Here is a 14,687-nt window from a genome sequence, read left to right as displayed (position 1 = left end):
GCGTCAGCAGAGGATCCAGCCGGAGCTGAACTTCCCCCTGCCGACCTGTCCCTTGAGCCAGACGCAGCGGCGCCCGGCGTGCACGGTCACCGGGCCCGCGTGATGGGAGTACTTGCCCGTGTCGGCGACGGGGCGGTTGCCGCGCGCCTGCACGCTCACCGTCATCTTGCGCTTCACGCCGGGCTTCTTGGTGAGGGTCACGGCGCAGACGTAACCGCCGCGCTTGTAGACGAGGACGGTCCCGGTGGAGAACGGCAGGGTGCGGACCTTGCGGCCGGGGCAGAGCGCGGTGGCGGCCTGGGCGTCGCCCGGCGCCGCGACGGCGAGCAGTCCGGACGCGGTCAGCACGGCCAGCCCGAGCCCGAGCCGCCGGCGTATCGCTCCACTGTGCACTGTCGTCCTCCCGTACCGCGTCGTGCGCGACCATCGGCGTACGCAGGTACGGACGCATGACGCATGTCGGACGGTTGCGCGAGCGTCACGAAAGCGCCGCCGGGCGGCCGCGTCAGCGGGACACGCCGACCGGCTCCTCCGGCTCGGGCGCGCCGATGAAGGTGCGCCACAGCTGCGCGTACCGTCCCTCGCGCGCGAGGAGCTCGTCGTGCGTGCCGTCCTCGACGACCCGGCCGTGGTCCATGACGACGACCCGGTCGGCGCGGGCGGCGGTGGTGAGGCGGTGGGCGACCACGAGCGTGGTGCGGCGGCCGGCCAGCCGGTCGGTGGCCTGGTTGACCTGGGCCTCCGTGGCCAGGTCGAGGGCCGCGGTGGCCTCGTCCAGCAGCAGCACGTCCGGGTCGACCAGTTCGGCGCGGGCCAGCGCGATCAGCTGGCGCTGCCCGGCGGACAGGTTGCGCCCACGCTCGGCGACCTCGTGGAGGTAGCCGCCGTCAAGGGTGGCGATCATGTCGTGCGCGCCGACCGCCCGGGCGGCCGCCTCGACCTCGGCGTCGGTGGCGTCCGGGCGGCCGTAGGCGATGGCGTCTCGGACGGTGCCCTGGAAGAGGTACGCCTCCTGCGGCACGACCCCCAGACGGTGCCGGTACGCGGTGAGGTCCAGGTCCCGCAGATCGGTGCCGTCGACGGTGACCCGGCCGCCGGTGGGGTCGTAGAAGCGGGCCACGAGCTTGACCAGGGTCGACTTGCCCGCGCCGGTCTCGCCGACGAAGGCGACGGTCTGCCCGGCGGGGATGCGCAGGTCGACTCCGCCGAGCGCTGCCTCGCCCTCACCGGCGGCGCCGTACTCGAAGCGCACGTCCTCGAAGGCGATCTCCCCGCGCAGGGACGGCACCTGCCCGGGCCGGTCGGCGTTCTTTGTCGACGTCGGCTCCCGGAGCAGTTCCTGGATGCGGCCCAGCGAGACCGTCGCCTGCTGGTAGCCGTCGAAGACCTGGGAGAGCTGCTGCACGGGCGCGAAGAACAGGTCGATGTAGAGCAGGTACGCCACCAGCGAGCCGATGGCGAGGGTTCCGTCGTCGACCCGGGCCCCGCCCACGATCAGCACGGCCGCCGCGGCCACCGACGACAGGAACTGCACGAACGGGAAGTACACCGAGATCAGCCACTGGCCCCGGATGCGGGCCTCGCGGTAGCTGTGGCTGCGTTCGGTGAAGCGCCGCCCGCCGTCCCGCTCGCGCCGGAAGGCCTGCACGATCCGCAGCCCGGACACCGACTCCTGGAGGTCGGCGTTGACCGCCGACACCCGCTCGCGGGCCAGCTCGTACGCCTTCACGCTGGCCCGGCGGAAGAAGAACGTGGCGATGATCAGCGGCGGCAGCGTCGCGAAGACGACCAGCGCCAGCTGCACGTCGATCACCAGCAGGGCGACCATGATCCCGAAGAAGGTGACGACCGAGACGAAGGCCGTGACCAGGCCGGTCTGGAGGAACGTCGACAGCGCGTCCACGTCGGTCGTCATCCGGGTCATGATCCGCCCGGTCAGCTCGCGCTCGTAGTAGTCGAGCCCGAGGCGCTGGAGCTGGGAGAAGATCTTCAGCCGCAGCGCGTACAGGACCCGCTCGCCGGTCCGGCCGGTCATCCGGGTCTCGCCGATCTGGGCCGCCCACTGCACGGCCACCGTCAGCAGCCCGAGCAGGGCCGCCGCCCACACCGCGCCGAGGGCGGCCTGGGTGACGCCCGAGTCGATGCCGTGCCGGATCAGCACGGGCAGCAGCAGGCCCATGCCCGCGTCGGTGGCGACCAGGGCGAGGCTGACCAGCAGCGGCAGCCCGAAGCCGCGCAGCAGCCGGCGCAGGCCGTAGGACTCCTCCGGCTGGACGGCCTTCGCCTCGTCGACGTCCGGTACGTCGGTGGCCGGGGGCAGCGCCTCGACCTGGGCGAGCAGCTCGGGGGTGGCGGGGCTCTCCGCCAGGGCGGTGTCCTTGCGCTCGCGGTCTCCGGTCCACAGCCGCGGGGTGACCCCGCGCTCGGCGTCGAACTCGGCGTCCAGCTCGTCCCGGACGGAGGTGTCCTCCCGCGGGCAGGCCGGCTGGATGTGCCCCGGGGAGACCGCGCCCAGCTCGTCCGGGTCGGTGAGCAGCCGCCGGTACAGGGCGGAGCGGCGCTGGAGCTCCTCGTGGGTGCCGATGTCGGCGAGACGTCCGCCGTCCAGGACGGCGATGCGGTCGGCGAGGTTCAGGGTGGAGCGGCGGTGGGCGATCAGCAGGGTCGTACGGCCCCGCATGACGCCCTTCAGGGCTTCGTGGATCTCGTGCTCGACCCTCGCGTCCACGGCGGAGGTGGCGTCGTCCAGGACCAGCAGGCGGGGGTCGCTGAGGATGGCGCGGGCCAGGGCGACGCGCTGGCGCTGGCCGCCGGAGAGGGTGAGGCCGTGCTCGCCGACGGTGGTGTCGTAGCCGTCGGGCAGCTCGGCGATGAAGCGGTCCGCCTGGGCGGCGCGGGCGGCCTTCTCGATCTCCTCCTGGGTGGCGTCGGGGCGGCCGTAGGCGATGTTGTTGCGGACGGTGTCGGAGAAGAGGAAGGAGTCCTCGGGGACGAGGCCGATCGCGGCGCGCAGCGACTCGGTGGTCAGCTCGCGCACGTCGTGCCCGCCGACCAGGACGGCACCGCGGGTGACGTCGTAGAAGCGCGGCAGCAGCAGGGAGACCGTGGACTTGCCGGAGCCGGAGGAGCCGACCACGGCGAGGGTCTCGCCGGGCTGGATCTCGAAGCTCAGCCCGTCGAGGACGGGGCGGTCCTCGTCGTAGCCGAAGGAGACGTCGTCGAACTCGACCGTCGCCGGGGCGTCGGCGGGCAGGTCCTTGTGGCCGTCCTCGATCGACGGCTCGGTGTCGATCAGCTCCAGGACCCGCTCGGTGCCGGCGCGGGCCTGCTGGCCGACGGTGAGGACCATCGCGAGCATGCGGACCGGGCCGACCAGCTGGGCGAGGTAGGTGGAGAAGGCGACGAACGTGCCGAGCGTGATGTGGCCGCGCACCGCCAGCCAGCCGCCGAGCGCGAGCATGGCGACCTGGCCGAGGGCGGGGACGGCCTGGAGGGCGGGGGTGTAGACGGAGTTCAGGCGGATGGTGCGCAGCCGGCCCGCGAACAGCCGGCGGCCGACCTCCCGGAGCTTGCCGGTCTCCTGCTCCTCCTGTCCGAAGCCCTTCACCACGCGTACGCCGCTGACGGCGCCGTCGACCACGCCCGCGACGGCGGCGGCCTGGGCCTGGGCGTACCAGGTGGAGGGGTGCAGCCGGGTGCGGCTGCGCTTGGCGATCCACCAGATGGCGGGCGCCACCGCCAGGGCGACGAGGGTGAGCGGCACGGACAGCCACGCCATGATCACCAGGGAGATCAGGAAGAGCATGAAGTTCCCGATGGTCATCGGGAGCATGAAGAGCAGGCCCTGGATCAGCTGGAGGTCGCTGGTGGCGCGGCCGACGACCTGGCCGGTGGACAGTTCGTCCTGGCGGCGGCCGTCGAGCCGGGTGATGGTGCCGTACATCTCGGTCCGCAGGTCGTGCTGGACGTCGAGGGCGAGACGTCCGCCGTAGTAGCGGCGGACGTAGGTGAGCACGTACACGACCAGCGCGGCGGCGACGAGCAGGCCGGCCCAGGTGGTCATGTCCCTGGTGTGATCGCTGATGACGTCGTCGATGATCACCTTGGTGATCAGCGGGACGAGCGCCATCACGGCCATGCCGGCCAGCGAGGATCCGAGGGCGAGCACGACGTCCTTCGGGTGGCGCCACGCATAGGCCCACAGCCGCCGGGCCCATCCCCGTTCCGTTGTCACACCACTGCCTTCCATCCGTCCTGAGCTGCCGGAAGGCGTCAACATGCGCGAAGGCGGATTTCATCCCGCCGTAACGGTTCCTCCTCGCGGAAGGTCGGCCGTTCCGGTGAGCCGACCACATGGAGAGCCACTCATCCGCCTTGTGGTCGTTTGCCCGGATATGGAAAACATTCTCCCCATCGCGCTCTACACCATCCTCGCCGTCGTCAGGAGGCTCCTGGACGTCCTCGGCTAGTGCCTGTCGTTTGGATCAGCTCGCAGGGAACCGGCGGTGCTGGTCAACGCCGGTGAGCGGGGCGTCAGCTCGCTGCCAGGTCTTTGTGGATCACCTTGGCCACGGCCTGGATGGTGGCGATGCCGTAGTTCATCGTGCTGTTGCCGTGGGACAGCACGGTCATCACATAGTCGTGGCCGCGGCCCTTGAACGCGCCGACGCTGTGCACCCGCCAGCCGTTGGTGGAGCGCTGCAGCCAGCCGTTCTTGACGGCCACCGTGACGCCCGAGGGCACTCCGTACGGGGTGCCCCAGCGCTGGGACGAGACGACCTGGCCCATCAGCTTGACGATGTAGGCGCGGGAGTTGTCGCTGAGGACCGCGTTCTTGGCGGTGAGGAGCTTCAGCAGCTTCTGCTCGTCGGTGACGGTGATCTGCGTCAGACCCCAGTAGCCGTTGGCGCCGGGCTTGGTCTGCGTCATGCCGGCGGCCTTGAGGAAGTTCTTGATCTTCGTCATGCCGAGCTGCTTCCACAGGGTGGAGGTCGCCGCGTTGTCCGACTTGGTGATCATCGCCTTGGCGAGGGTGCTCTCGCGGTCGGTGAGGTACCGGTTCGTCTTCTTCGCGTCCCACAGCAGCGTGGCGAGGACGGTGACCTTGACGACACTGGCCGAGTCGTAGGCGGAACTCGCGCGCAGGGTGCAGGTCGTGCTGGTGCTGCGGTCGTAGAGGCCGACGGCGACCGTGCCCTTGCGGTTGGCCAGCGCGGCGGTGATGTCCTTCTTCAGCTTGGCGGCGAGCCCGGCCTTGGCGGACGTGCAGGTCACGGCCGGCGGGGCGGCGGCGGCAGGCGTGGCGGCGGCGACGAGCGGCACGAGCACGCCCGTACCCACAGCCGCCGCGAGCAGTCGCGCGCGGCCGGATATCCCAGAAGTCATGCCCCCCTTGACTCCCGGACGCGGGCGAATGGTTGTAGGGGTGACGAAGGCTTGTACGAGTCGTTATCGGAGGCCGCCCGGTTTCACAGGCTGCGGCCGGTTCCCTCACAGCGGCCTGACATCGACTACAGCAACAGTACGAGCACGGCCTCCGGCAACGGCTCCGAATCCTCCTCGCAGTCCGGCCAGTCGGCCGTCTACCGCCTGGACGCGTCCGACGTCAGCCGACCCGACGCACCCGCACACCGTCGAACGGCCCCGCCCCTGGGTCCGGGGCCGTTCCCGTGTCCCCGATCATGTACACGGGTGTCCGGCGAACGGGTGAAGGGAAACGCAGCGGTGGGCTACTGCCTCGAGATGAGCACCGGCGACATGAGAACGGTGGTGCGGCTCCTGACGGCGGTGGAGCGGAGCGAGCAGCAGGAGCGCACCCTCGCCCGGGTGCGCACGGAGTGCGAGCGGACCGACGCCCGCTTCCGGGAGGAGGGCATCGACCTCGACGTCTCCATCAGCCGGGCCCTGGACGAGCTGATCGACGGCACCCCGAGCACCGACCTCTGCCCCGCGTACAGCTACGCCTTCTACCAGGCCGTCGCGGCGCACTTCTCCGACCCCACCGACCTCGGCGCCTGGCGCCGCCCGGCGTGGTTCCACGCCATGGACGACGAACTGGCCCGGCACGGTGTGCCGTCCGATCTGCTCCCGGGCACGTTCCTGTTCAGCGGACCGCCGCTGCGGCTGCCCCACCCCGGCGACGCGGTGCCCGCGATCGGCACGCTGCCGACCCGGCGGGCCGCCGATCTCGCCGGCGCCTACACGCGCGTACTCGACCGCCTCGACCCCGAATTCCGTGGCGCGGCGCGCCGGTTCGTCGACGCGATGCGGTTCGAGGCGCAGGAGTGGGAGAGCGCGCGGCAGCGCGGGACGAACCCTGACACGCTGCTCTTCTGGTTCCACTGACCTCTGCCGACCTCTGCCGGAACTCTTGACTCCGCCTTTCCCGCCCGGATACTTGCGGTCGACAGCGCGCCAACTACCGCGTCGAACAAGGCATTTGAGTGGTCGATGACGTCGTCTGTCCGAGATCCCGAACGTCGTGCGAAGTTTCGCAAGCTCCGTGACGACCACCCCCACCGGAGGATCCGCAATGAGCCCACGCAAGGCATCCCGCACGGTACTCACGGCCGCCCTGGCCGCCGTTCTGCTTGCCGGCCCCGGCGTCGCCGCCCAGGCCGCCACCCCGCAGGCTCCGCCCGCCCCCGCCCGGGACCGTGCCGCCGCGGCCACCATCACCTGGTCCCTGGTCCGCGCGAGCAACCCCACGGCGGACCAGCGTTCGGCCTACGACCTCATCACCAAGGCCATGAACGCCGCGGTGGCGCGCTACAACAACCTCAGCGACCTGGGCAAGACCCTCACCGTCCGCTACGAGCCGGGCGTCCCCACCGCCGACGGCAACATCAACGGCACGATCCGCTTCGGCAGCAACCGCAGCTACATGAACGAGCGGACGGCCCTGCACGAGATCGCCCACACCATCGGCGTGGGCACCAGCTCGGGCTGGGCCCGGCTCGGCGGCAGCGGCACCTGGACCGGCGGCCAGGCCACCGCCCTCGTCAAGCAGTACGACGGCTCGGGCGCCAAGATCTCCACCGGCGGCGGCCACTTCTGGCCTTACGGCCTGAACTTCGACAGCGAGTGGTCGGGCACGGCCGCCGACCGCCATGTCCACATCGTCGCCGCGATGGTCCGCGACGGCCTGTAGGACCTGTCCGGCCGGCGCTCACCCCAGGTGCGTCGGCGCGAACATCCGCAGTACGGCCGGGAGCAGGACCACCGAGGGCCCGGGCGCCGCGAGCGCCTTGGCGAGGTCCTGCTCCAGGCTCTCCGGGGTGGTCCGCACCCCGGGGACGCCGAAGGACTCCGCCAGGGCCACGTAGTCGGGCCGGGTCAGCTCCGTCGCGGTCGCCTCACCGAACGCGTCGTTCATGTACTCGCGCAGGATGCCGTAGCCGCCGTCGTCCACGATCAGCCAGGTGACGTTCAGGTCGTACTGGCGGGCCGTCGCCAGCTCGGCGATGGAGTACAGGGCTCCGCCGTCACCGGAGACGGCGAGGACCGGGCGGGTCGGATCGGCCGCCGCCGCGCCGAGCGCCGCCGGGAAGGCGTAGCCGAGGCCGCCCGCGCCCTGGGCGGAGTGCATGTGGTTGGGGCCCTTGGCGTCGAAGGCCGACCACGCCCAGTAGGCCAGGATCGTCATGTCCCAGAAGGACGGGGAGCTCGCGGGCAGCGCCCTGCGGACGGACGCCAGCACGTCCTGCTCCAGGGTGAGTGCCTGGGACCCGATTCGGTCGGCGACCTTCGCGAGGACCTCCCGTACACGCTCCGGGGCTGCCGGGTCCTGTCGTTCGGACACCGTCTCCAGCAGCGCCTGCAACGCGAGCCGGGCGTCCGCGTGGATGCCCAGCGCAGGGTGGTTGGACTCCAGCTTGCCGAGGTCGGCCTCGATCTGGACGATCCGGCCGCGCGGCTCGAACGTGTGGTAGTTCGAGGAGAGTTCACCGAGGCCGGAGCCGACGACGAGCAGCACGTCGGCGTCCTCCAGGAAGTCGGTGGTGTGCCGGTCCTCGATCCAGGACTGGAGCGACAGGGGGTGCGTCCAGGGGAACGCGCCCTTGCCGCCGGGGGTCGTGACGACCGGGGCCTGGATCAGCTCGGCCAGCTGCCTCAGCTTGCCCGAGGCGTCCGCGCGTACCACTCCCCCGCCCGCGATGATCGCCGGGCGGGCGGCCCTCGACAGCAGGTCGGCGGCCACGGCGGTCAGTTCGGGGCGCGGCGGCAGTTCCTCGGGGAAGGCGTCGCCGCCCGTGACGACCGGGATCGCCGTCTCGGCCAGCAGCACGTCCTGCGGGATCTCCACCCACACGGGGCCGTGCGGGGCGGTCAGCGCCGACGTCCAGGCCGCCTCGATCGCGGAGGGGATCTGCGACTGGGTGCGGACGGTGTGGACGGACTTGACCACGCCCCGGAACGAGGCGGCCTGGTCGGGCAGTTCGTGGAGGTAGCCGTGCCGTCCGCCGCCCAGGCCCGCCGTCGGGACCTGGCTGCTGATCGCCAGCACGGGCGCGGAGGCCGCCGCCGCCTCCTGGAGAGCGGCCAGGGAGGTCAGGGCACCCGGGCCGGTCGACAGCAGCAGCGGCGCGGCCTCGCCGGTGATCCGGCCGTAGGCGTCCGCCGCGAACCCGGCGTTGTTCTCCACCCGCAGGCCGATGTAGCGCAGGTCCGAGCGGCGCAGCGCGTCGAACACGCCGAGGGCGTGCTGGCCGGGCAGACCGAACACGGTCGTCGCGCCGAGAGCGGCCAGCGTCTCCACGACCAGGTCTCCGCCTTTGCGGCCGTCAGGAGGGTTGAGGGCGGCCTCCGTCTGGGCGGGCGTGGGGCGGAGCACCAGGTCGTGGTCGTGGGTCACTTCGCTTCCGAGTCCTTCCGGGCCGCGGCGATCTGGCGCGACATGATCGTGGTCAGTTCGTAGGCGGTGTGGGATGCCGCCACCGACGTGATCTCCGCGTGGTCGTACGCGGGGGCCACCTCGACGACGTCGGCCGACACCAGGTTGCAGGATGCCAGGCCGCGCAGGATCTCCAGCAGTTCGCGCGAGGTCATGCCGCCGGCCTCGGGGGTGCCGGTGCCGGGGGCGTGGGCCGGGTCGAGGCAGTCGATGTCGATGGAGATGTACAGCGGGCGGTCGCCGATGCGCTGGCGGAGCTGGTCGGCGACCTCGTCGGCGCCGCGCCGGTAGACGTCGGCGGAGGTGACGATGCCGAAGCCCATCTTCTCGTCGTCGGTCAGGTCCTGCTTGCCGTAGAGCGGGCCGCGGGTGCCGACGTGGGACAGGGCGGAGGTGTCGAGGATGCCCTCCTCCACCGCGCGGCGGAACGGGGTGCCGTGGGTGTACTCGGCGCCGAAGTAGGTGTCCCAGGTGTCGAGGTGGGCGTCGAAGTGCAGCAGGGCGACCGGGCCGTGCTTCTTGGCGACCGAGCGCAGCAGGGGCAGGGCGATGGTGTGGTCGCCGCCGAGGGTCATCAGCCGGGCGCCGGTGCCGAGCAGGTCGTCGGCGGCCGCCTCGACGGTCTCGACGGCCTCGTTGATGTTGAACGGGTTCACGGCGATGTCGCCGCCGTCCGCGACCTGGGCGAGGGCGAACGGGGAGGCGTCCTGCGCCGGGTTGTACGGGCGCAGCAGCCGGGACGCCTCACGGATCGCGTTGCCGCCGAAGCGGGCACCCGGCCGGTACGAGACGCCCGAGTCGAACGGCACGCCCACCACCGCGACATCGGCCCGGCCGACCTCGTCCAGCCGGGGCAGCCGGGCGAAGGTCGCCGGCCCCGCGTACCGGGGGACGCGGGAGGAGTCGACGGGCCCGCGCGGAGTCTCGTTGCTGCTCATCAAGAAATGCTCTCTTTCCTACGCTTCATCGCGTGTGTACTGCTATGCCCTGCTTGTTCTACGACTCTACTGGGAAGCCGGATCCCCTTCGGACGCGAGTTCGAGTGATCGCCCGGCGAGCCGGGGAGACGGCCATGGGGCCTCCTCCGATCGGTGTCGCGCGGCGGCTGACGAGCACTGACCCTAGGTGGCAGGAAAGCGACTGCGAAGTGTACGTTTCATCCACTGAGCCTGGTCCCGGATGGAGGAAACGCACACCATGCCGGATCCGTCGGTCCCGCCCACCCCGCCCGTCCCGCTCACCGCGCTGCTGGCCCGCGAGGACCTGGCACTGCGGCAGATCGCCGGGCCGTCCGCCGAGGGCGTCATCGTCCACTGGGTGCACACCTCGGAGATGGCGGACCCCTATCCGTATCTGCTCGGCGGTGAGCTGCTGCTCAGCGCCGGCGTGCACATCCCGGCAGCGGGCTCGCGCACCTCGTACTTCGACGACTACGTCTCCCGGATCGTGGCCGCGGGCGGCGCGGCCCTCGGCTTCGGGCTGGCCCCGGTGCACGACACGGTGCCCGAGGGGCTGGTCGCGGCCTGCGCCGGGCACGGCCTGCCGCTGCTGGAGGTGCCGCCCCGCACCACCTTCTCGGGCGTGGCCCGCGCGGTCTGGCAGCTGATGGCCCGGGCCCGTCTCGCCGAACTCCGCCACGTCACAGAGGCCCAGCAGAGCCTCGCCAGCGCCGCGTCCCGCCCCGACCCGGTCCCCTCCGTCCTGCGCCGACTCGCCCAGCGGCTGAGCGGCTGGGCGGTGCTGTACGGCCCGGAGGGGACGCGGATCGCGGCGGCGGGACGGGAGCCCGGGGAGGAGGCGCGGGGAGCGCTGGGGCGGCTCGCGGGGGTGGTACGGCCCGCCGACGGCCCGGCCGGGCGCCCCGACCCCGCCCCCGCCTCCGCCACCGACTCCCTCGCCGGACTGCACCTCGCCGCCTACGGTCTGGGCGCCGGGCACGGGTTCGTGCTCGGTGTCGCCGCGCCGGGGCGGACCGCCGGGGACCACACCGTCGCCTCCGTCGCGGCCGTGCTGCTGTCGCTGCTCACCGGGGAGCAGCAGAGCGGCACCGGGGCCGCCCGTTCCTCCGCGCTGGTGCGGCTGCTGCTGGGCGTACCGCCCGAGGAGGTCGCGCCCCTGCTCGGCGACGGACCCTGGGCCGTCGTACGGGCCCGGCCGGACGGGGATGACGCCCCCGGCCCCGTCGCGGCCTCAGCGCTCGGCGCCGCGCTCGGGTCCGCGCTGGTCGACCCCGCCGGGGACGTCGTACGGGTCCTGGTCCCGGCCGGCCGGGCACCGGACGCCCCGCTGCCCGGCTGGACCCTGGGCGTCAGCGCCGCCGTACGGCCGGAGGACTGGCCCACCGCCGACACCCAGGCCGCCCGCGCCCTGGCCCGGGCCCGCGCCACCCGCGTTCCGCTGCTCCGGCACGGCGCCCGCCCGGCCCTGGCCGACCTGCTCCCGCCCGACGAGGCGGCGGCGCACGCCCGCGCCCTGCTCGCCCCCCTCACGGCCCACCCCGCGCTCACCGAGACCCTGCGCACCTGGCTCTCCCTGCACGGCAGCTGGGACCGCACGGCCGTCGCCCTGTCCGTGCACCGCAATACCGTGCGCCAGCGCATCGCCCGCTGCGCGACCCTGCTCGCGACGGACCTCGACGACCCGGACGTACGGATGGAACTGTGGTTCGCGCTGCGGCACGTCTGAGTACGTGAGCGGTGTCCCGCTGAGTACGTGACGCACGTCCCAGCGTGCGATACGCCAGGGACGCCCACAGTCGGCTGCCTCACAATGGTTGTCATGCCGATATCCGGGACACCCAGCCGCGCCGAACTCGTCGAACACCTCGTCAGGACGCGCATCGCGGGCGACGTCGCCACCCCCCGCGAGAACAACCTCTCCCACTACCGCAAGCTCGCGAACAGCGACCGCCACTACTGGCTCGGGCTGGAACTCGGCGACCGCTGGAGCGACGAGCAGGACGTCCTCGCGGTGATGGCGGAGCGGGTCGGCGTCAACGACGACCCCGAACACCGGTACGGCCAGGACACCATCGACCCGGAGCTGACCGTCGACGGCCTGGAGCGGCTGGCCGGGCGGCTGCGCAAGGCGGCGGACGGGCAGCAGCGCGTCCTGTTCGCCACCGGCCACCCCGGCGGCCTCCTCGATGTGCACCGCGCGACCGCGGCGGCGCTGCGCGCGGCCGGCTGCGAGATCGTCGTCATCCCGGAAGGGCTGACGACCGAGGAGGGCTACGTGATGCAGTTCGCGGACGTGGCTGTCCTGGAGCACGGCGCGACCCTGTGGCACACCCACTCGGGCGAACCCATGAAGGCGATCCTGAAGGGCCTGGAGCGCGAGGGCCGCCCGCTGCCCGACCTGGTCGTCGCCGACCACGGCTGGGCGGGCTACGCCGGACAGCACGGCGTCGACTCCGTCGGCTACGCGGACTGCAACGACCCGGCCCTGTTCATCGCCGAGGCCGAGGGCACCGTGCAGGTGACGGTGCCCCTGGACGACCACGTGATCAGCCCCCGCCACTACGACCCGATGACGGCGTACCTGCTGGAGGCGGCGGGGCTGGACGCCTGAGCCGGGCTCAGTCCGCGCGCGGGACGCGGACGACGCCCTCCTGGATGACCGACACGGCGAGCCGGCCGTCCTGGGTGTAGATGCGGGCCTGGCCGAGGCCGCGGCCGCCGGACGCCGAGGGCGACTCCTGGTCGTACAGCAGCCATTCGTCGGCGCGGAACGGCCGGTGGAACCACATCGCGTGATCCAGCGACGCCCCCACGACGTCCCCGACGGCCCAGCCGCCGCGCCCGTGCGCGAGCAGGACCGAGTCGAGCAGGGTCATGTCGGAGACGTAGGTGGCGAGGACGATGTGCAGCAGGGCACTGTCGAGCGGCCCGTCGAGCTTGCCGTTGGTGCGGAACCACACCTGGGAGTGCGGCTCGCGCGGCTCCCCGTACTGCCCGTAGGGCGGCTCCTCGACATAGCGCAGGTCGATGGCCTCACGGGCGGCGAGGAAGTGCTCGACGACCTTGGGGTCGAGGTGGTCGTAGCCGCGGAACCGGTCCTGCGAGGTGGGCAGGGCGGCCGGGTCCGGGGCGGGCGGCATGGGCGCCTGGTGGTCCATGCCCTCCTCGTGCTCCTGGAAGGACGCGGACAGCGAGAAGATCGGCCGGCCGTGCTGGACCGCCACCACGCGCCGGGTGGTGAAGGACCGGCCGTCGCGGATGCGCTCGACGTCGTAGACGATGGGCGCGCCGGGGTCGCCCATGCGCAGGAAGTACGCGTGGAGCGAGTGGGGCGGCCGGTCCGCCGGGACGGTACGCCCGGCGGCGACCAGCGCCTGGGCCGCGACCTGGCCGCCGAAGACCCGGGGGACGACGGCGGACCGGGACTGGCCGCGGAAGATGTTCTCCTCGATCTGCTCCAGGTCGAGCAGATCGAGGAGATCCTGGAGTGCCTGGCTCATGAAGTCAGTTGTATATGCCAGTGGTTGCCGGGGGCCTTACAGGCCCATGTTCTTGGCGATGATGGACTTCATGATCTCGCTCGTGCCGCCGTAGATGCGGTTGACGCGGTTGTCCGCGTACAGGCGGGCGATCGGGTACTCGTTCATGAAGCCGTAGCCGCCGTGCAGCTGGAGGCAGCGGTCGATGACGCGGTGGGCGACCTCGGTGCAGAACAGCTTGGCGCTGGCGGCCTCGGCGGGGGTGAGCTCACCGGCGTCCAGGGCCTCGGTCGCGCGGTCGGCGACGGCCTCGGCGGCGTCCACCTCGGCCTGGCAGGCGGCCAGCTCGAACTTGGTGTTCTGGAAGGACGCGACGGTCTTGCCGAAGACGGTGCGGTCCTGGACGTACTGCTTGGCGAACCGCACGGCGGCCTTGGCCTGGGCGTAGGCGCCGAAGGCGATGCCCCAGCGCTCGGAGGCCAGGTTGTGGCCGAGGTAGTAGAAGCCCTTGTTCTCCTCGCCGAGCAGGTCCTCGACGGGCACCTTGACGTCGACGAACGCCAGCTCGGCGGTGTCGGAGGTCTTCAGGCCGAGCTTGTCGAGCTTGCGGCCGACGGAGTAGCCCTCGGACTTGGTGTCGACGGCGAACAGGGAGATGCCGTGGCGGCGGTCCTCGGCGGTCGGCGCGGAGGTGCGGGCGCAGACGATCATGCGGTCGGCGTGCACGCCGCCGGTGATGAAGGTCTTGGCGCCGTTGAGGACGTAGTGCGTGCCGTCCTCGCTCAGCTTGGCGGTGGACTTCATGCCCGCGAGGTCGGAACCGGTGCCCGGCTCCGTCATGGCGATGGCCCACATCTCCTCGCCGGAGACGAACTTCGGCAGGAACCGCTTCTTCTGCTCGTCGGTGGCGAGCATCTTGAGGTAGGGCAGGGCGAGCAGCACGTGCACGCCGGAGCCGCCGAACGCGACGCCCGCGCGAGCGGTCTCCTCGTACAGCACGGCCTCGAACTTGTGGCTGTCCAGGCCCGCGCCGCCGAACTCCTCGGGCACGTTGATGCCGAAGATGCCCAGCTCACCGAGCTTGTAGTAGAAGTCGCGGGGCGCCTGACCGGCGGCAAACCACTCGTCGTACACGGGTACGACCTCGGCCTCGATGAAGGCGCGGATGGTCTCCCGGAACGCCTCGTGATCCTCGTTGAACACCGTACGGCGCACGCCGCCACCTCCACGACTTCGCATGTCTAAGCGCTTGCTCAGCCCAAGATACCGGCGGGTATCGAGGGCCGTCCAGGGTGGAGAGGGGGTAACGCTCGTCACGCCACCCCCAGGCGAGCCGACCTCCTGGCCGACAGCTCC

At 72.0% G+C, this 14,687-nt stretch carries 11 protein-coding genes; 4 read left to right on the top strand and 7 right to left on the bottom strand.

The features are described from left to right. Nucleotides 1–3 precede the first annotated feature (3 nt). The 3 genes from ACFZDE_RS06195 to ACFZDE_RS06185 form a co-directional block, all read right to left on the bottom strand. The gene (locus ACFZDE_RS06195; protein ID WP_391197864.1) at nucleotides 4–393 is read right to left on the bottom strand and encodes a hypothetical protein; all 390 of its coding nucleotides are present in this window, start codon (nucleotides 391–393) and stop codon (nucleotides 4–6) included. A gap of 112 nt (nucleotides 394–505) precedes the next feature. Beyond that, a complete protein-coding gene (locus ACFZDE_RS06190; protein WP_391197862.1) occupies nucleotides 506–4,234 on the bottom strand; it encodes an ABC transporter transmembrane domain-containing protein in 3,729 nt (1,242 codons plus the stop codon). A 299-nt stretch (nucleotides 4,235–4,533) separates the two neighbouring features. After that, complete coding sequence (locus ACFZDE_RS06185; RefSeq protein WP_391006376.1) at nucleotides 4,534–5,385, bottom strand: serine hydrolase; 852 nt, start codon at nucleotides 5,383–5,385, stop codon at nucleotides 4,534–4,536. Between the two features lie 357 nt (nucleotides 5,386–5,742). Between ACFZDE_RS06185 and ACFZDE_RS06180 the strand changes: the two genes are divergently transcribed. Further along, complete coding sequence (locus ACFZDE_RS06180) at nucleotides 5,743–6,345, top strand: hypothetical protein (RefSeq protein WP_391197860.1); 603 nt, start codon at nucleotides 5,743–5,745, stop codon at nucleotides 6,343–6,345. A 187-nt stretch (nucleotides 6,346–6,532) separates the two neighbouring features. Then, nucleotides 6,533–7,150 carry a hypothetical protein gene (locus tag ACFZDE_RS06175; RefSeq protein WP_391197858.1) on the top strand — a complete coding sequence of 206 codons (618 nt, stop codon included), beginning with the start codon at nucleotides 6,533–6,535 and terminating at the stop codon, nucleotides 7,148–7,150. A gap of 18 nt (nucleotides 7,151–7,168) precedes the next feature. On the opposite strand, the gene ACFZDE_RS06170 is transcribed toward ACFZDE_RS06175, so the two are convergent. Together ACFZDE_RS06170 and speB are read right to left on the bottom strand one after the other, a co-directional pair. Continuing rightward, a complete protein-coding gene (locus tag ACFZDE_RS06170; protein WP_391197856.1) occupies nucleotides 7,169–8,854 on the bottom strand; it encodes a thiamine pyrophosphate-dependent enzyme in 1,686 nt (561 codons plus the stop codon). Further along, complete coding sequence (gene speB, locus ACFZDE_RS06165; protein ID WP_030838119.1) at nucleotides 8,851–9,831, bottom strand: agmatinase; 981 nt, start codon at nucleotides 9,829–9,831, stop codon at nucleotides 8,851–8,853. Before speB ends, ACFZDE_RS06170 begins: the two co-directional genes overlap by 4 nt. A 259-nt stretch (nucleotides 9,832–10,090) precedes the next feature. Here speB and ACFZDE_RS06160 point away from each other — a divergent pair, with 259 nt between their 5' ends. Beyond that, nucleotides 10,091–11,578 carry a PucR family transcriptional regulator ligand-binding domain-containing protein gene (locus ACFZDE_RS06160; protein WP_391197854.1) on the top strand — a complete coding sequence of 496 codons (1,488 nt, stop codon included), beginning with the start codon at nucleotides 10,091–10,093 and terminating at the stop codon, nucleotides 11,576–11,578. 93 nt (nucleotides 11,579–11,671) lie between these two features. Further along, nucleotides 11,672–12,463, top strand: a complete 792-nt coding sequence (locus tag ACFZDE_RS06155) for a phosphatase (protein ID WP_391197851.1) — start codon at nucleotides 11,672–11,674, stop codon at nucleotides 12,461–12,463. A 7-nt stretch (nucleotides 12,464–12,470) separates the two neighbouring features. On the opposite strand, the gene ACFZDE_RS06150 is transcribed toward ACFZDE_RS06155, so the two are convergent. Together ACFZDE_RS06150 and ACFZDE_RS06145 are read right to left on the bottom strand one after the other, a co-directional pair. Further along, the gene (locus ACFZDE_RS06150) at nucleotides 12,471–13,352 is read right to left on the bottom strand and encodes an acyl-CoA thioesterase domain-containing protein (RefSeq protein ID WP_391197849.1); all 882 of its coding nucleotides are present in this window, start codon (nucleotides 13,350–13,352) and stop codon (nucleotides 12,471–12,473) included. Nucleotides 13,353–13,388: 36 nt separating this feature from the next. Beyond that, nucleotides 13,389–14,546: an acyl-CoA dehydrogenase family protein gene (locus tag ACFZDE_RS06145; protein WP_365252846.1), complete on the bottom strand. Its 1,158-nt coding sequence runs from the start codon at nucleotides 14,544–14,546 to the stop codon at nucleotides 13,389–13,391. Nucleotides 14,547–14,687: the final 141 nt, after the last annotated feature.

Source organism: Streptomyces sp. NPDC007929, from assembly GCF_042959065.1.
GTDB lineage: Bacteria > Actinomycetota > Actinomycetes > Streptomycetales > Streptomycetaceae > Streptomyces.
Note: the sequence above shows the minus strand (reverse complement) of the source record. Positions and strands in the feature narration are given on the sequence as shown.